The sequence below is a fragment of the Mesorhizobium sp. M0317 genome (assembly GCF_040321555.1).
GTDB lineage: Bacteria > Pseudomonadota > Alphaproteobacteria > Rhizobiales > Rhizobiaceae > Mesorhizobium.
Genome location: NZ_JAMYRV010000006.1, coordinates 107,448 through 123,469 on the forward strand (window position 1 = coordinate 107,448; position 16,022 = coordinate 123,469).

Annotated in this window: 17 protein-coding genes, 1 tRNA gene and 1 pseudogene; 12 read left to right on the top strand and 7 right to left on the bottom strand. The window is 63.6% G+C overall.

Annotated elements, in window-relative coordinates; all coding sequences use genetic code 11:
* Positions 1-91: 91 nt before the first annotated feature.
* Positions 92-2,200 (top strand): molybdopterin-containing oxidoreductase family protein, encoded by a 2,109-nt coding sequence (locus tag NKI88_RS07760; protein WP_352654485.1) that lies wholly within the window; start codon positions 92-94, stop codon positions 2,198-2,200.
* Between the two features lie 58 nt (positions 2,201-2,258).
* Here the strand turns inward: NKI88_RS07760 and NKI88_RS07765 are convergent, their stop codons facing one another.
* Positions 2,259-2,735, bottom strand: a complete 477-nt coding sequence (locus NKI88_RS07765) for an Lrp/AsnC family transcriptional regulator (RefSeq protein ID WP_023684753.1) — start codon at positions 2,733-2,735, stop codon at positions 2,259-2,261.
* Positions 2,736-2,838: 103 nt separating this feature from the next.
* Here NKI88_RS07765 and NKI88_RS07770 point away from each other — a divergent pair, with 103 nt between their 5' ends.
* The 6 genes and pseudogenes from NKI88_RS07770 (at position 2,839) to NKI88_RS07795 (ending at position 8,655) form a co-directional block, all read left to right on the top strand.
* Entirely contained in the window at positions 2,839-4,029 is a 1,191-nt protein-coding gene (locus tag NKI88_RS07770) for a diaminopropionate ammonia-lyase (RefSeq protein WP_352654487.1), read from the top strand.
* 2 nt (positions 4,030-4,031) lie between these two features.
* A complete protein-coding gene (locus NKI88_RS07775; protein ID WP_352654489.1) occupies positions 4,032-5,258 on the top strand; it encodes a Zn-dependent hydrolase in 1,227 nt (408 codons plus the stop codon).
* Positions 5,259-5,273: 15 nt separating this feature from the next.
* Positions 5,274-6,446 carry an amidohydrolase gene (locus NKI88_RS07780; RefSeq protein ID WP_352654491.1) on the top strand — a complete coding sequence of 391 codons (1,173 nt, stop codon included), beginning with the start codon at positions 5,274-5,276 and terminating at the stop codon, positions 6,444-6,446.
* Between the two features lie 96 nt (positions 6,447-6,542).
* Entirely contained in the window at positions 6,543-7,346 is an 804-nt protein-coding gene (gene speB / locus NKI88_RS07785) for an agmatinase (protein WP_352654493.1), read from the top strand.
* A gap of 63 nt (positions 7,347-7,409) precedes the next feature.
* Positions 7,410-8,184 (top strand): annotated as a pseudogene (gene dapB / locus NKI88_RS07790) (4-hydroxy-tetrahydrodipicolinate reductase).
* 237 nt (positions 8,185-8,421) lie between these two features.
* Entirely contained in the window at positions 8,422-8,655 is a 234-nt protein-coding gene (locus NKI88_RS07795; RefSeq protein WP_352654495.1) for a DUF680 domain-containing protein, read from the top strand.
* 190 nt (positions 8,656-8,845) lie between these two features.
* On the opposite strand, the gene NKI88_RS07800 is transcribed toward NKI88_RS07795, so the two are convergent.
* Genes NKI88_RS07800 through purM form a run of 3 tightly spaced genes read right to left on the bottom strand, consistent with a single transcriptional unit; the run spans position 8,846 to position 11,161 of the window.
* Positions 8,846-9,352: a SixA phosphatase family protein gene (locus NKI88_RS07800; RefSeq protein WP_352654497.1), complete on the bottom strand. Its 507-nt coding sequence runs from the start codon at positions 9,350-9,352 to the stop codon at positions 8,846-8,848.
* A 25-nt stretch (positions 9,353-9,377) separates the two neighbouring features.
* A complete protein-coding gene (gene purN / locus NKI88_RS07805; RefSeq protein ID WP_352654499.1) occupies positions 9,378-10,085 on the bottom strand; it encodes a phosphoribosylglycinamide formyltransferase in 708 nt (235 codons plus the stop codon).
* Complete coding sequence (purM, locus tag NKI88_RS07810; RefSeq protein WP_352654533.1) at positions 10,082-11,161, bottom strand: phosphoribosylformylglycinamidine cyclo-ligase; 1,080 nt, start codon at positions 11,159-11,161, stop codon at positions 10,082-10,084. Before purM ends, purN begins: the two co-directional genes overlap by 4 nt.
* A gap of 187 nt (positions 11,162-11,348) precedes the next feature.
* Here purM and NKI88_RS07815 point away from each other — a divergent pair, with 187 nt between their 5' ends.
* The 5 genes from NKI88_RS07815 to NKI88_RS07835 all read left to right on the top strand — a co-directional run bounded on the left by NKI88_RS07815 (position 11,349) and on the right by NKI88_RS07835 (position 14,736).
* Entirely contained in the window at positions 11,349-11,906 is a 558-nt protein-coding gene (locus tag NKI88_RS07815) for a CDP-alcohol phosphatidyltransferase family protein (protein ID WP_352654535.1), read from the top strand.
* On the top strand, positions 11,878-13,071 hold the full coding sequence (locus NKI88_RS07820; RefSeq protein WP_352654501.1) for an AI-2E family transporter: 1,194 nt from the start codon (positions 11,878-11,880) through the stop codon (positions 13,069-13,071). Before NKI88_RS07815 ends, NKI88_RS07820 begins: the two co-directional genes overlap by 29 nt.
* A gap of 2 nt (positions 13,072-13,073) precedes the next feature.
* Positions 13,074-13,778 (top strand): DnaA regulatory inactivator HdaA, encoded by a 705-nt coding sequence (hdaA, locus tag NKI88_RS07825; RefSeq protein ID WP_352654503.1) that lies wholly within the window; start codon positions 13,074-13,076, stop codon positions 13,776-13,778.
* Positions 13,779-14,098: 320 nt separating this feature from the next.
* On the top strand, positions 14,099-14,356 hold the full coding sequence (locus NKI88_RS07830) for a type II toxin-antitoxin system Phd/YefM family antitoxin (protein ID WP_023711889.1): 258 nt from the start codon (positions 14,099-14,101) through the stop codon (positions 14,354-14,356).
* Positions 14,353-14,736, top strand: coding sequence for a type II toxin-antitoxin system VapC family toxin (locus tag NKI88_RS07835; protein WP_023819147.1), 384 nt, complete (start codon positions 14,353-14,355; stop codon positions 14,734-14,736). Before NKI88_RS07830 ends, NKI88_RS07835 begins: the two co-directional genes overlap by 4 nt.
* 8 nt (positions 14,737-14,744) lie before the next feature.
* On the opposite strand, the gene NKI88_RS07840 is transcribed toward NKI88_RS07835, so the two are convergent.
* From NKI88_RS07840 to NKI88_RS07850, 3 genes are all read right to left on the bottom strand, one after another.
* Positions 14,745-15,005 carry a hypothetical protein gene (locus NKI88_RS07840; protein WP_023701878.1) on the bottom strand — a complete coding sequence of 87 codons (261 nt, stop codon included), beginning with the start codon at positions 15,003-15,005 and terminating at the stop codon, positions 14,745-14,747.
* A gap of 402 nt (positions 15,006-15,407) precedes the next feature.
* Positions 15,408-15,719 carry a hypothetical protein gene (locus tag NKI88_RS07845; protein ID WP_023689055.1) on the bottom strand — a complete coding sequence of 104 codons (312 nt, stop codon included), beginning with the start codon at positions 15,717-15,719 and terminating at the stop codon, positions 15,408-15,410.
* 177 nt (positions 15,720-15,896) lie between these two features.
* Positions 15,897-15,973, bottom strand: a tRNA-Pro gene (locus tag NKI88_RS07850).
* Between the last annotated feature and the right edge of the window lie 49 nt (positions 15,974-16,022).

The following is a 16,022-nucleotide window of genomic DNA, read 5'->3' on the forward strand; positions in this document are numbered from 1 at the left end:
CCACCCCGGCGCTGCGCGCCGACCCTCCCCATCAGGGGGAGGGTAAGATCTGGCCCTACACGCCGCCCGCGAAACCCGCTAAAAACGCCGCATGAACCAGCACGCCAAGCTCAGAATCGGCCACTCCGCCTGTCCGCATGATTGCCCTTCGACCTGCGCGCTCGAGGTCGAACTGCTCGATGGCAACCGCATCGGCCGTGTCCATGGCGCCAAGTCCAATACGTATACGGCTGGTGTGGTCTGCGCCAAGGTCGCGCGCTATGCCGATCGTGTCCATCATCCGGACCGACTGCTGAAGCCGCTTGTTCGCGCCGGCGCCAAGGGCGACGGCATCTGGAAAGAATCCAGCTGGGAAGCGGCACTCGACGTCGTCGCCGAGAAATTCATCGCGGCCGAGGAAAAATACGGCTCCGAGACCGTCTGGCCTTATTTCTATGCCGGCACGATGGGGCTGGTGCAGCGCGACGGCATCGACCGGCTGCGCCATGCGAAAAAATACTCCGGCTTCTTCGGCTCGATCTGCACCAATCTGGCCTGGACCGGCTGGATGATGGGAGCGGGCGCCTTGCGCGGTCCCGATCCGCGCGAGATGGCGAAGTCCGACTGCGTGGTGATCTGGGGCACCAATGCCGTTGTCACGCAGGTCAATGTCATGACCCACGCCATCAAGGCGCGGAAGGAGCGTGGCGCCAGGATCGTCGTCATCGATGTCTACGAGAACGCGACGATGAAGCAGGCCGATATGGGCCTGGTGCTGAAGCCCGGCACCGATGGCGCGCTGGCCTGCGCGGTCATGCATGTGCTGTTCAGGGAAGGCATGGCCGACCGCGCCTATCTCGAAAGATACACCGACGATCCGAAGGGGCTGGAAGCGCATCTGGAGACGCGCACGCCGGAATGGGCTTCCGCCATCACCGGTCTTGCCGTCACCGAGATCGAGGCTTTCGCCCGCCTCGTCGGCACGACGAGGAAAACCTATTTCCGCCTCGGCTATGGCTTTGCCCGCCAGCGCAATGGCTCGGTCAACATGCACGCGGCATCCTGCATCGCCGCCGTCACCGGCGCCTGGCAATATGAGGGTGGCGGCGCCTTCCATTCCAATTCCGGCATCTTCAAGCTCAACCAGGATGTGCTGGAAGGCACCGCGATGCGCGATCCCAATATTCGCCATCTCGACCAGTCGCGCATCGGTCCGGTGCTGACCGGCGCAGCGGACGCGCTTTACGGTGGCCCGCCGGTGACGGCGATGCTGATCCAGAACACCAACCCGGTGAATGTCGCATCCGAGCAGCGGCTGGTGAAACAAGGTTTTCTGCGCGACGACTTGTTCACCTGCGTGCACGAACAGTTCATGACCGACACGGCAAAGCTTGCCGATGTCGTGCTGCCGGCAACGATGTTCCTCGAGCATGACGACGTCTACAAGGGCGGCGGCAACCAGCACATCACGCTTGGTCCCAAGCTGATCGACCCGCCGGAAGGGCCGCGCACCAACCACTTCGTCATCGAGCAATTGGCGCAGCGTCTCGGCGTCTCCGACCGGCCGGGCTTTGGCCTGACCGAGCAGCAGCATATCGACATCATCCTGGGCAAGCGCGGGCTGGGCTCCTTCGCCAGCCTGAAGGAAGACAAATGGGTCGACCTGCAGCCGGATTTCGAGGCCGCGCATTTCATCGCTGGCTTCGGCCATGCCGACAAGAAATTTCACTTCCGCGCCAATTGGAGCGGGCAGGCGGCGCCCAACCGGCCGCCGAAAAGCATGGGCCTGTTCGGGCCGGTGGCGGAACTCCCCGAATTCCCTGACCATGTCGACCTGATCGAGGTGGCGGACGCCGAGCATCCGTTCCGGCTGACGACATCACCGGCGCGCAACTTCCTCAATTCGACCTTCTCGGAAACGCCGGTGTCGAAGGCCAAGGAAGGCCGGCCGGAATTGTTGTTGCATCCGGACGACGCTGCCGCGCTTGGCTTGGACGACGGCGACCGTATCGAGGTCGGCAACCGGCGCGGCGAGGTGGTGCTGCACGCAAAGCTGTTCGATGGCATCAAGCGCGGCGTGGTGATCGCCGAGGGCATCTGGCCAAACAGCGCGCATGAGCGTGGCGAAGGCATCAATGTGCTCACCGGCGCCGACGCACCAGCGCCCTATGGCGGTGCGGCCTTCCACGACAACAAGGTCTGGCTGCGGCCGGCGGGCTAAAGCAATTCCAGGAAAAGTGTGAGCGGTTTTCCGTCCGGAATTGCGTAAAAGTGACTGGCTATCCCGGCAGAGGCACCGTCAGCCCCACCTTGACACGGTCCATGGCAACGAAGGTGCGGAATTTTCGGACATTCTTGCTGTCGAAGAACAGTCTGCGCGTCAGGGCCTCATAGGCCCCCATGTCGGCCGCGGTGATGACTAGGATGAAGTCGGCCTCGCCGGTGACGTAGTAGCATTGCTGCACTTCGGGCTCTGCCGAGAACTGCCGCTTGGCGGCGTCGATCAGGTCCGAGCGTTCGCTCTCCAGTTCCACTTCGACGAAGATGGTGATGGGATGGCCGACCGCCGCCGGGTCGACCACGGCGACATTGCCCGCAATGACGCCGGACTGTTCCATGCGCTTGATGCGCCGCTGCACCGCCGGCGCCGACAGGTTGACGGCTTCGCCGATCAGCCGCTGCGGCATCGTGTTGTCCCGCTGCAGGATGGCAAGGATGGCGAGGTCGAAACTGTCGAGTGAAGGCGATCGAGGCAAAGCGCTATCCTGGCGAAACAAACTTGCATTTCGAAGCGCCAATAACAGCGCTATTTGCGCCTCGGCTGCAATATGATTTCGTCACACCCAAAGGAGGCCACCCGTGTTCCTGCTCAACAGCAATGCCTTGCACCGTCGGCCGCTCGATCCGGTCGATGCCGAAACGCTGGGGAATGCCGGTGCCGATACGGTCGAGCGCTTTCTGGCCCATCGCGACAATCACCTGGCAACTCCGTTGCATGCATTGCCGACGCTGGCCGGCGAACTCGGCCTCGGCGCCGTCCACATCAAGGATGAAGGCATTCGCCTCGGTCTCGGCAGTTTCAAGGCGCTCGGCGGCGCCTATGCCGTTTTTCGACTGGTGCTGGAGGAGGCGAGCCGATCGCTTGGTCGGCCCGTTGACGTGGCCGATCTCAACCGGTTCGACGTCCGGGCGGTCGCTGCCGGCATGACGGTTGCCTGCGCCACCGACGGCAATCATGGCCGCTCGGTCGCGCAAGGTGCACAGTTGGTTGGCGCGAAAGCGGCAATCTTCGTTCACGCCGGCGTCAGCGAGGCGCGCATTGCAGCAATAGCCCGCTATGGCGCCGAGATGATCCGCGTCGACGGCAATTATGACGACTCGGTCAGGCAGGCCGCCGAGGTTTCAGCTGAGCAAGGCTGGACCGTGGTGTCCGACACCTCCTGGCTGGGCTATGAGCGCATCCCCGGTCTGGTGATGCAGGGCTATACGGCGATCGTGCGCGAAGCGTTGGGCCAGTTGCCGCAGCCGCCGACCCATGTCTTCGTGCAGGCCGGTGTCGGCGGCATTGCCGCCGCGGTGGCCGGTCATCTCGCCATCGTGCTCGGTGACGCCAGGCCGACCTTCATCGTCGTCGAGCCGGCCCGCGCCGCCTGCGTTGTCGCAGCCGCCCGGGCGGGCCACGTGGTCAAGGTCGCACACGATCAGCCGACGGTGATGGCGATGCTCGAATGCTACGAGGCCTCGCAAGTTGCCTGGCGCGTTCTGGCGCGGGTTGCCGATGCCTTCATGACGGTGGATGAGGAGGAGGCGGTCGCGGTGATGCGGCGGCTGGCACGGCCGGCTGGCAATGATCCAGTGATCGTCGCCGGCGAAAGCGGCGGCGTCGGTCTTGCCGGGCTGATCCGGACGACGGCCGACCACAAGTCCGCTCTCGGGCTCGACGACAAATCCCGCGTGCTTGTAATCAACACCGAAGGCGCCACAGACCCGCACCGCTATACCGAGCTGGTCGGGCAGAGCCCCGCCGATGTGCTGAAGGCCGAGGCATAGCCATGATCGGGATCGATGCACAGCGTCTGCTTGGCCGCATCCGGGAACTCGGCGCCGTCGGCCGCGACAGTGAGGAGAGGCTGATCCGGCTCGCCGCCTCCGACACAGACAAACAGGGCCGTGACCTCTTTGTCGGCTGGCTCAGGCAGGCCAGGCTGGAAGTCGCCATCGACCGGGTCGGCAATATTTTCGGCATCTGGCAAAGCCCCGACAATGCCGGGCAGGCGCCACTGCTCATCGGTTCGCATATCGACACCGTCATCGATGCCGGCATCTATGATGGCTGCTACGGCGTGCTGGCCGGGCTGGAGGTGATCGAGACGCTGCAGGCTTCGGGCTTTTCGCCGTCACGCCCGGTCGCGGTCGCCGCTTTCACCAATGAGGAAGGCGTGCGCTACACACCTGACATGATGGGCTCGCTCGCCCATGCGGGCGGCGTCGACGCCGATGCGGTGCTGGCCGCTGTCGGCACGGACGGCAGCGTGCTCGGCCGGGAACTCGCCCGCATCGGCTATGCCGGCGACCGCGAACCCGGCTTCCTCAAGCCGCATGCCTATCTCGAACTGCATATCGAACAGGGGCCGGTGCTGGAGCGTGAAGGCGTGCCGATCGGCGCGGTCGAGAATTTGCAAGGCATTTCCTGGCAGCGCATCACCATCGACGGCGCCGCCAACCATGCCGGCACCACGCCGATGTCGATGCGCAGCGATGCCGGCCATGCCGCCGCCCGCGTCATCACTTTCCTGCATGATCGGGCGAGCGCATCGAACACGCCGACAGTCGCCACCGTCGGCACAATGCGCTTCGAACCCAATGCCATCAACGTCATTCCCGCGCGCGCCGTCTTCACCATCGACCTGCGCGATCCCGACGAACAGTGCCTGCAGGCGCATGAGGCGGCCCTTGCTGCCTATCTCGAGGAGCTCGCTGCAGCCGAAAGCCTGTCGATTTCGGCAGAGCAACTGGCCCGTTTCGAACCGGTGCTATTCGACATCGGCATCGTCGAACGGATCGAGGCGGCCGCGAAGAACCGCGGTCTTGGCGTCAGGCGCATGACATCGGGCGCCGGCCATGATGCACAGATGATGGCCCGCATCGCACCGGCGGCGATGATCTTCGTGCCGAGCGCCGGCGGCATCAGCCACAATCCGCGCGAACACACTGAAGATGCCGAGCTTGTCGCCGGCGCCAACATCCTGCTTGATGTCGCCAGTGAGCTTGCAAGATAGGTCCGGGGAGAAGAAATGGCTGAGCTCGATCGTGATGTGCTGAAGCAGGAAATGACCGGCTGGCGGCGCGATTTGCACGCGCACCCCGAGTTCGGCTTCGAGGAAAAGCACACCGCTGCCTTTGTCGCCGCGAAGCTGCGCGAATTCGGGCTGGACGATGTTGCAGAGGGGGTCGGCGGCACCGGCGTCGTTGGCACGTTGAAGCGCGGCAGCGGCAACCGGGCGATTGCGCTCAGGGCCGACATGGATGCGCTGCGCATCACCGAGCAGTCCGCGACAGCCTATCGCTCGCAGAACCCCGGCGTCATGCATGCTTGCGGCCATGACGGCCACACCACCATGCTGCTCGGCGCGGCAAAGCTGCTCGCCGCCGAGGGCGGTTTCGACGGCACCGTGCGTTTCATCTTCCAGCCCGCCGAGGAATGGGGCAGGGGGGCGCTGGCGATGCTGGACGACGGGCTGCTGCAGCGCTTTCCCTTCGACGAGATCTTTGGCCTGCACAACATGCCTGGCCTGCCCGTCGGGCATTTCGAGACCCGTGCCGGCCCGTTCATGTCGGCGGAGGACAATTTCGAGATCGTGCTCAAGGGGATCGGCGGCCATGCGGCGCGGCCACATTCGGGCAATGAAACACTGGTCGCCGCCTGCGCGCTGGTCACCAACCTGCAGACCATCGTCTCGCGCCGGCTGAGTCCCGCCGACATTTCGGTGGTTTCGGTGACCGAGCTGATCGCCGACGGCACCCGCAACGCATTGCCCGGCCTCGCCCGCATCCTTGGTGACGCCCGCAGTTTTCGTCCCGAGGTCAGCGCCGAGATCGAGCGCCAGATGCGGGTCATCGCGGCGGGCACCGCCGCCGCCTACAATGTCACCGCCGACGTGACCTACAGCAGGGAATTCGTGCCGCTGCAGAACGATGCCGACCTGGTGGACGCGGCCTTTGTCGCCGCAAGGCGCGTGCTGGCCGATGGCGCCGCCAGCATCGCGGCGGAGCCGATGACCGCCTCGGAGGATTTCGCCCGCTTCCTCGATCACGTACCGGGCTGTTTCGTGTTTCTCGGCAATGGCGAGACCTCGCCGCCGCTGCACAATTCCAGCTACGACTTCAACGATGACGGGCTGTTGCACGGCACGGATTTCCATATCGCGATCGTCAGGCAAAGGCTGGGCGGCGCGATCGTGAAGTGACGCCTGATCGCCTTCGCAGCTGGCCCAAGCGGCACTGCTATCGCCAGCCAGCTGCCGGGTTTAGGGAGATGGCCTGTTGCCGGAGATCGCACGCCGATGACCAGGGTTTCGCTTCTGGGAATACCGCATGACGAGAACTCGTCCTATCTCAAGGGCGCGGCTGCAGCGCCGGCCCTGATCCGGCGCGAACTCAAAAGCGACGCCCACAGCTCGTGGAGCGAAACCGGCTTCGATGTGGCGGACAATTTCGTCGACCACGGCGACATCGACTTTTCAGGCGCCGGCGATCCGTGGGAGCGAATCGAGGCCGAGGTCGGCCGCGCGCTGGATGCCGGCCACCCGTTGATCAGCCTCGGCGGCGATCATGCCATCGCCTGGCCGGTGCTGCGTGCCGTGCGCCGCCGCCATGCCAGGCTAACGATCGTCCAGATCGACGCCCATCCCGACATCTACGATGCCTATCAGGGCAACAGGCGATCGCACACCTCGTCCTTCGCGCGCATCCTGGAGGAGGGGCTGGCCGACCGGCTGATCCAGATCGGCTTGCGCACCCTCAATGATGAACTTCGTGACCAGCTCAAGCGCTTCGGCGTCGAAATGATCGAGGCGCGGCATTTCAGCGAGGACCTGCAGCTCGATCTCAAGACGCCGGTCTATCTCTCGGTCGATCTGGACGGCCTCGACCCGGCTTGTGCGCCGGGCGTGTCGCACCGCGAACCCGGTGGTCTTACAACCCGGCAAGTGATCAACCTGATCCAGCGGATCGACCAGCCCATCGTCAGCGCCGATGTCGTCGAATACAATGCAAGCCAGGACGTCTCCAATCTCACCGCGCTGGTTGCCGCCAAGCTGGTCAAGGAGATCGCCGGCATGATGCTCAAGACGCATGGCGCCGGCTGAATCAATCTGGCAGGGCGGCATGGTAGATCATTGTTGTGACTCGCATTTCCAGTGAAAGCCGCCATGCCGCATCTGTTGAAGATAGCCATAGCCGGTGCGCTCGGCCGCATGGGCAGGGAGATAGTCGATGCCGTCGAGACCGATCCCAGGCTGGCGCTCGTCGCCCGTTTTCACAGGCCGGGCAGCATCGGTGAGGGGCTGGTCGAGCGCGACGAAGCACTGGCGCTTGCGGATGTCGTCATCGATTTCACCACGCCTTCGGCCTCCGTCGATCTTGCACAAGCTTGCGCGGCCCGCGGCGGCCCGGCGCTGGTCATCGGCTCGACCGGCTTCGAACCTGCCGATCTCGCCGCCATCGCTGCTGCTTCGAAGTCCGTCGCCATCGTTCGCTCAGGCAGCTACTCGCTGGGGCTCAACATGCTGGCTGGGCTGGTCGAACAGGCGGCGCGAGCACTTGGTCCCGCCGCCGACATCGAGATCCTGGAAGCGCATCACCGCATGAAGGTCGACGCACCGTCGGGCACCGCGCTGATGCTGGGCGAGGCGGCCGCTCGCGGACATGGCGTCAGGCTGGACGATGTGGCGAAACGCATCCGCGACGGCGTTACAGGTCCACGCCCTGCCGGCGAGATCGGCTTTTGCCGTGCTGCGCGGCGGCAGCATCGTCGGCGAGCACAGCGTGAGCTTCCTCGGTGAGGGCGAAACGCTTACGCTCTCGCATTCAGCCGGCGACCGCTCGATGTTCGCGCGCGGCGCCATTGCGGCAGTACGCTGGGTCGCCGTCCGGCCGCCCCGCGAATACGACATGCGCGACGTACTGGGCTTCACGACCTTTTGAGATGCAAGGGTAACGCAACGAGGGGCGTTGCGAGGTCGGAGCCGCCTAGAGAATAGAATATAGCAACAACTACGCCATTTCGCGCCTTCCCACGCCGAACCGAACGGTTCGGTTCGCACATTTTTGTGATTGGCAATGGCAGCAACGCACACCCATTTCCGGGTGGTCCGAGCGACGCGAATTCCTCCCAAGGCACGCCACTTGACGGACAGAACTGAAAAATCTGGATTACCTGAAATGACCAAGATCGCACTTACCGCTGCTGCCATCCTCCTTGCCACCGGCACCGCTTTCGCAGGCAGCGACCACTACGGCTCCGACGGCGTCAACCAGCCTGCTGTGGCAGCGCCCGCCGGCAACATCGATCACAGTTATACCGCCTCGATCCGCAAGCCGGCCAGCCTCGGCGATTTCCCGATCAAGGGCGACTCGAACCAGCCGGAATCCGGCCAGGGCATCTGGGGTCGTTGATTTTCTAAGAAATCGACGACCACAAGAGCGGTAGGCCCGGCCCACCGCTCTTGTTTTTATGCAATCGACTCGGGCCGCAAAGATCTTGAATCAATCCGCCAGCAGTTGGTCCTATCTCCATGTTTTACCGTGGTCTTTCAAAACACGGTTTGCGGCTGTCACCTGCGGCTAGCCCGTTAGGCAGCTTGGTCTAGCTTAGATCCTTCGGCTTGATGCAATGCGTCAACCGGGCCGCGCCGAAGCCGAGATCCGCCCAGTCGCCGTCGATGACAAAGCGGGCAAGGGCGCCGGTCGGGAATTTCTCTTCAAGTTTCCTGAGAGCAGCCACACCCGATCGCGGACCGGCGAGCCGGCGGGCAAAGTCCTCCAGGCCGGGATTATGGCCGAGCACCAGGAGACAGCCGGCAGAGGAGATTGCCTGTCGCACTTCGGCCAGAATGTCGCCAGCCGTGGCTTCGAAGAGCGCCTCGGCGAACTCCACCGTTACGCTCGCCGACAGTTCCGCCGAGACCAGCCGCCATGTCTCGCGCGTGCGCAGCGCCGGCGACACCAGCGCCAGGTCAGGCGGCCAACTGCGTCGCGCCAGTTCGCGCCCCATCAGCGGCGCCGTCTTCAGCCCGCGCGGCCCGAGCGGCCGGTCCAAATCAGCAAGCGCCGGGTCGTCCCAGATCGACTTGGCGTGGCGCAGCAGGAGCAATTGTCTCGGTGTCGCCAATGTCGGCCTACGGCGTGATCCGCGCCAGATGTTCGAGATCGCGTTCTTCGCGCAGCGGGTCGGGCGCCATCACCACGGAAGTTCCGTTTTCGGCATCGTCGGCGAAATGTGCCAGCACGGTGCAGCCGCCTTCCATGTGCGCCTTGCCGTCGGCGACCAGCCCGAGCGCCAGCGCATAAAGCCGGTGCTCGGCCTTCAGCACTCTGGCGGCCAGTGTGTCTTCGTTGTCGCCGACCATCACCGGCACCGCTGCCTGCGCGATGATCGGGCCGTCATCCATCTCTGATGTGACGAAATGCACCGTGCAGCCATGAATGCGAATGCCGGCGCGCAGGGCGCGCGCATGCGTATCGAGCCCTTTGAAGGCCGGCAGCAGGGCAGGGTGGATGTTGAGCATGCGCCCTTGCCACTTCTCGACCAGGCCGCGGGAGAGAATGCGCAGATAGCCGGCCAGCGCCACGATCTCGGCGTTGAACGCAATCAGAGCGGCGTCGATCGCCGCATCGTGCGCTTCCTTGCTGGCATGGTCGGCGCGCACGATGACTTTGGTCGGGATGCCGCGCGCGGCCGCGATGCCAAGGCCGGCGGCGTTGGCTCGGTCGGAGATGACGCCGACGATCTCGGCGGGATAGGCCGGGTCGCTCGCCGCCGCGATCAGCGCCGTCATGTTGGAGCCGCGTCCCGAGATCAGAACAACCGTGCGTTTCCTGCTCATAGGCCGATCGAGCCCCGATAGATAACGCCGGCGTCGCGGCGCGGCACGATCCGGCCGATCGGCGTCACCGTCTCGCCGGCCTCCTGCAACACGGCTGCGACCTGTGCGGCCTGGCCGGAGGCGACAACGAGGATCATGCCGATACCGCAGTTGAAGGTGCGCATCATCTCCTCCGGCGCCACGCCGCCAGTCTTCGCCAGCCAGGAAAACACCGGCGGCACATCGATGGCATTGAGATCGAGCTCTGCGGAAAAGTCCTTGGGCAGGACGCGCGGAATGTTTTCGGGAAAGCCGCCGCCGGTGATATGGGCCAGTGCCTTGATGCCATGCGTGTTGCGGATGGCCTTGAGGACCGACTTCACATAGATCCGGGTCGGCTCGAGCAGCGCCTCGGCCAGCGTCGCTTCGTCGTTGAACGGCGCCGGATCGCTCCAGGCAAGCCCGCTGACGCCAACGATGCGGCGCACCAGCGAAAAGCCATTGGAATGCAGGCCCGAGGAAGCCAGGCCAAGCAGCACGTCGCCTTCGACGATATCGTCGGTCGGCAGCAACTGGCCGCGTTCGGCAGCACCGACGGCGAAACCGGCAAGGTCGTAATCCTTGTCGTTATACATGCCGGGCATTTCGGCGGTCTCGCCGCCGATCAGCGCGCAGCCGGCCTGTCGGCAGCCGATTGCTATGCCGCCGACGATTGCCGTCCCCTGGTCGGGGTCGAGCTTGCCGGTGGCGAAATAGTCGAGGAAGAACAGTGGCTCGGCGCCCTGCACGACGATGTCGTTGACGCACATGGCGACGAGGTCGATGCCGATCGTGTCGTGCTTGCCGGCATCGATGGCGATCTTCAGCTTGGTGCCGACGCCGTCATTGGCGGCAACCAGCACCGGATCCGTGAAGCCCGCCGCCTTGAGGTCGAACAGGCCGCCAAAACCGCCGATCTCGCCATCGGCGCCCGGCCGGCGCGTCGCGCGCACCAGCGGCTTGATCTTCTCGACCATGAGGTTGCCGGCATCGATGTCGACACCCGCCTCGGCATAGGTGAGCCCGTTCTTGCGCTTGGCCCGGTCGCCCTTGCTCATCGTCGGCGCATCCCTGTTTCCCTCGGCGGCTCTTCGCATGAATGGTTTCGGGGGGCAAGGATGACGACAGGATACCGGGCTTTTGCCCAAGATAAATACGTGGACAGTCGCCCCTTCACCGCTGGTCCTTGCACCCACAATCCAACTCCATCATCTATCTGCAGAACAAGCATGGCGGGACATGCCTTTGACCATTCCCAACCTCATCACCATCCTGCGCTTCGTGCTGGTGCCGGCGGTGGTGCTGGCGATGCTGAACATGCGCTGGGACTGGGCCTTTGCTGGATTTCTCGTTGCCGGAATTTCCGATGGCGTCGACGGCTTCATCGCCCGCCGTTTCAACCAGCACTCGAAACTGGGCGCCTATCTCGATCCGATGGCCGACAAGGTGCTTCTGGTCTCGGTTTTCGTGGTCATGGGCTTCATCGGGCAATTGCCGCTATGGCTCGTGGTCACCATGGTGTCACGCGATGCGCTGATCATTTGCGCCGTGCTCTTGTCCACCGTCATGGCGCATCCGGTCGAGATGAAGCCGCTCTATGTATCGAAGGCCAACACCGCCGCCCAGATCGTGCTAGCGGCGGTGGTGCTGGGCGAACTTGCCCTTGGCCTCCACCTCGACCCGCTCAGGCCTACGCTCATATTGCTGTCCGGGGTCTTGACCGTGGCTTCGGCCGCGGCCTATCTCGTGGCTTGGCTGAGGCATATGAGCGGCTATGGCGAAGGCTCCACCCCGGGTAGTTGACAAGAATGCCGCGACTGCAGCGCTGGCAGAGGCGGCTGCGTCCCTGGCGTTTCGCCGCCAGATTTTCTTCTGGCTGGGCACGGCAATCTTCCTGGCGCTGTTCCTCTACATTTTTTCCAGCATCCTGTTGCCGTTCGTTGCCGGCATGGTGCTGGCCTATTTCCTCGACCCGGTCGCCGACCGGCTGCAACGCCTCGGCCTCTCCCGGCTGATGGCGACGGTGGTCATCCTGATCGCCTTCATCGTCCTTTTGGTGCTGGCCTTCGTCATCCTGGTTCCGGTTCTGGCCACGCAGATGGCCGATTTCGCCAGCAAGCTGCCGGAATATCTGACCCGGCTGCAGTCGCTGATCACCAGCTTCGATCCGAAATGGCTGGAGCAGAAATTCGGCGTCAATGCCAATGGCCTGCGCGACGGGCTGAATTCGCTGCTCACTTCCGGTTTCGGCCTGCTGAGCACCGTCTTCACCTCGATCTGGAGTTCCGGCGTTGCTCTGGTGTCGGTGGTCAGCCTGTTCGTGGTCACTCCGGTTGTCGCTTTCTACATGCTGCTCGACTGGGATCGCATGGTGGCGGTCGTCGACAGCTGGGTGCCGCGCGATTATGTCGGGACGGTCAGGGCGATCTCCAGGGACATCAACACCGCGACCGCCGGCTTCGTGCGCGGCCAGGGCACGCTGTGCCTGGTGCTCGGCGGCATGTATGCCACCGGCCTGACGCTGACCGGGCTGAATTTCGCCATCCTCATCGGCCTCTTCGCCGGGCTGATCTCGTTCATCCCTTATGTCGGCTCGCTGACCGGACTGGTCCTGGCCGTCGGCGTCGCCTTCGTCCAGTTCTGGCCGGACTGGACCATGATCGTTGCTGTCGCCGTGGTGTTCTTCATCGGCCAGTTCATCGAAGGCAACATCCTGCAGCCCAGATTGGTCGGAAAAAGCGTCGGCCTGCACCCGGTCTGGCTGATGTTTGCGCTGTTCGCTTTCGGCGCCCTGTTCGGCTTCGTCGGCCTTTTGATCGCCGTTCCTGCTTCGGCGGCGGTTGCCGTGCTGGTGCGGTTTGCCATTGCCCGCTATCTCGAATCGCCGCTCTACAAGGGACACTCCACCGAGCCCGTCCCGCCGCGGCCCGCCGCTCGCGGCGGCGGGCACCGGTCGCCGCGCGGCTGAACGTGACGGATCATAAGACCGAACCGCCGCGCCAACTGCCGCTCGACCTTGGCCACAGCACCGGCTACTCGCGCGACGAACTGGTGGTGTCGGCCACCAACCGCGAGGCGGCAGCCCTTGTCGATCGCTGGCCGGACTGGCCGTCGCCGGTGATCGTGCTCGCTGGCCCGGCCGGTTCCGGCAAGACACATCTGGGCTCGATCTGGCAGGCGCGGGCCAACGCTGTGGCGGTCGATGCCCAGCGCATCGGCAATGCCATCACCGGGCTTGGCGGCAGGCCCGCGCTGATCGACGATGTCGACAAGACAGCCATCGACGAGGCGGGCCTGTTCCATCTCATCAATGAAGTGCGCGGCGCCGGGGCCACCTTGCTGTTGACGGCGCGGCGCTTCCCCGCCGCCTGGAGGGTGACGTTGCCCGATCTTGCCTCGCGGCTGAAGGCGGCGGCAACCGTCGAGATCCATGAGCCGGACGATTTGCTTCTGGCCGGTGTCATCGCCAAACTCTTCGCCGACCGCCAGGTCGAGGTCGAGCCGCATGTCGTGCAATATCTGGTGCGCCGCATCGAGCGCTCGCTGGCCACCGCCATGCGCGTGGTCGAACGCCTCGACCGCACGGCGCTCGAGCGCAAGACGCCGATCACCAGGGCGCTCGCCGCCGAAACCGTCAGCGCAATGGATGAAGGGCAGGGCGAGTTCGAGGTTTAGGCAGTGGAAGGAGAAGACTCCGCTCCTGTCCCATTTCGAGAAGAAACCTCTGGCATCCATCTTGCAACACTGCGTTTGCCGGCTGACCCCGGTCCTGATCGCGTTCCTGATCGGGTTGTAGGCTCGCCGGGAGTGATGATTGGGGTTCTCGCCCGGCGAGCTTACCTTCAGATAGAATCGCCGCAAGGCCTACGATTGCGCGCCAGCTGTCATTCAGACTTCACCAAGCCGCAAGATCTCATCGTCCTGCATTGAAATGGACCATTAGATGGTCTACTTTTTGGATATGGACCAGAGCATGGTCCATAAAGGAGCGGTCAATGCAGGTATCCGTTACAGACGCCAAGGGGCAGCTCACCGAACTGGTGCGTCGTGCCGAGGCTGGGGATGAAATTATCCTGACCCGCCATGGTCATGCAGCCGTGCGCCTTGTTCCCGTGAAGGCTGCCCCTGACAGGAAAGGCCGCCGGGCATTGCTGGAGGCAATGCGAGCATCCGGCGCTGCCAAGGCAAAGGCCGGGTCGGATGCCGCGCGGAGCCAGGATTTCCTCTATGGCGCTGATGGCCTGCCCGAATGATCGTGGTCGATACCTCGGCCCTGATGGCGATCGTTCTTGCCGAACCTCAATCCAGTGCCTGCATTGCGGCGCTGGAAGCCGAAGACGATATTTTGATCTCGGCTGGCACAGTGGCCGAGGCGCTGATCGTGGCGGATAGGCGCAATGTCGGTGAGGAAATGGCCGGCCTGATCGACGGGCTCGGCTTCGAGGTCACGGCGGTGACACCAGCCTCTGGCCGACGCATAGCCGAGGCGTATGGGCGATGGGGCAAGGGTATTCATCCGGCCGGGCTCAATTTCGGCGATTGCTTTGCCTATGAAGTGGCAAAGGATCGAGCCTGCCGCTTACTCTATGTTGGCGACGATTTTTCGAAGACCGATATCGAGAGCGCTCTATAGAGCTACGTTTATGCCCACAACGCCGCCAGATACCGGACCAGCAGATAGACCACCGTATGCGCTGCCACGTAGCACGCGGCAACGACGACAAAGAACAGCACGCTGGCGGGCCACGAGCGGGGAGGGCCTTGCCTCTTGCTCGGCCGGTTGTTCCAGATCCACAGGGCCGCACAGATAATGGCCCAGACGACGACGAACGGAACCGTGATGCCGATGTAAGCGAAGTAGGCAGGGCCAATCAGCGAAAGCCATGCCTCGAGACCAAGCATCCAGAATCTCCCCTTGCCCGGAGTCTAATGCATGTCGCTCAAAAGTGGTCCCGGTTTTGAGAGAACGACATGCATCAAAACAAAAATCAAAGCGCGTCGCCTGGATACGTTTCAGCGCGACGCGCTTTTAGACCGGCGATAGAAGTGGAAGCGAGGGGATTATCCCTGCGTCGATTTTTAGCCAAACCCGCCGAAGGGATGCTGTTCGATGACACGGGCGCCTGATGCATGTCGCTCAAGTGGCCCCGGTTTTGAGAGAACCGCATGCATCAAACATGCATCAAACATGCATCAAACAAGACATCAAGCGCGTCGCGTGAGTCCGTTCAAATGAGACGCGCTTTAGGTCAGATTGGTGCTCCGGTCGCCAAACTCGGCCGTAGCAGGTCTAAAGCGATCGGATCAGCCGCAGACCCTGACCTCTTCGACGACCCTGTGGTGATGGCGCCAGTGCCTGACCAGTTCGATATGGCAGCGGTGATGGCGATGGTGGCGCCGCCATTGGCCATCCTGGTTGTCGCTGTAGTCGTCGCCATAGTCATCGCTATAGTCTTTGTGGCGCTGGTGATGGCGAAGAATCTGTATATCGCCATCGTCGGACGAATATTGATCGTCGTCATCGGACTGGATAGTCAGACTGGCGGCTTGCGCCGGTGCGATCAAAGCCGCCGTTCCGGCGAACGCGATCATCGAGGCGATGAGAAGGGTTTTCATTGTTTGCTCCTTGGGTTGAACATACACAACTCTCGGAGCGAACTGGTGTTCCAATGTAGGGTCCGATCGGCGAGCGGCTGCTGCTTGGGCAATGCGTGCCGCCATGCGCTACCGGCGAGGCAGCCATTGGCGACCTTGGGAGTGACCTTGGGCAAGGACTGGCTTTGTGGGAAAAAATGGTCGGAGTGGAGAGATTCGAACTCCCGACCCTCTGGTCCCAAACCAGATGCGCTACCAGGCTGCGCTACACTCCGAGGCCCTGCGGCGTATACGGTTCCGGACCCTGTCGCGCAACCCCTAAAA

Bases quoted from the DNA above. Each gene is read 5' to 3' on its own strand.
- NKI88_RS07760 (WP_352654485.1), top strand. From the start codon at position 92: ATGAACCAGCACGCCAAGCTCAGAATCGGCCACTCCGCCTGTCCGCAT.
- NKI88_RS07775 (WP_352654489.1), top strand. From the start codon at position 4,032: ATGATCGGGATCGATGCACAGCGTCTGCTTGGCCGCATCCGGGAACTC.
- NKI88_RS07780 (WP_352654491.1), top strand. From the start codon at position 5,274: ATGGCTGAGCTCGATCGTGATGTGCTGAAGCAGGAAATGACCGGCTGG.
- speB (WP_352654493.1), top strand. From the start codon at position 6,543: ATGACCAGGGTTTCGCTTCTGGGAATACCGCATGACGAGAACTCGTCC.
- NKI88_RS07795 (WP_352654495.1), top strand. From the start codon at position 8,422: ATGACCAAGATCGCACTTACCGCTGCTGCCATCCTCCTTGCCACCGGC.
- purN (WP_352654499.1), bottom strand. From the start codon at position 10,085: ATGAGCAGGAAACGCACGGTTGTTCTGATCTCGGGACGCGGCTCCAAC.
- purM (WP_352654533.1), bottom strand. From the start codon at position 11,161: ATGAGCAAGGGCGACCGGGCCAAGCGCAAGAACGGGCTCACCTATGCC.
- NKI88_RS07820 (WP_352654501.1), top strand. From the start codon at position 11,878: ATGGCGAAGGCTCCACCCCGGGTAGTTGACAAGAATGCCGCGACTGCA.
- NKI88_RS07830 (WP_023711889.1), top strand. From the start codon at position 14,099: ATGCAGGTATCCGTTACAGACGCCAAGGGGCAGCTCACCGAACTGGTG.
- NKI88_RS07835 (WP_023819147.1), top strand. From the start codon at position 14,353: ATGATCGTGGTCGATACCTCGGCCCTGATGGCGATCGTTCTTGCCGAA.
- NKI88_RS07840 (WP_023701878.1), bottom strand. From the start codon at position 15,005: ATGCTTGGTCTCGAGGCATGGCTTTCGCTGATTGGCCCTGCCTACTTC.
- NKI88_RS07845 (WP_023689055.1), bottom strand. From the start codon at position 15,719: ATGAAAACCCTTCTCATCGCCTCGATGATCGCGTTCGCCGGAACGGCG.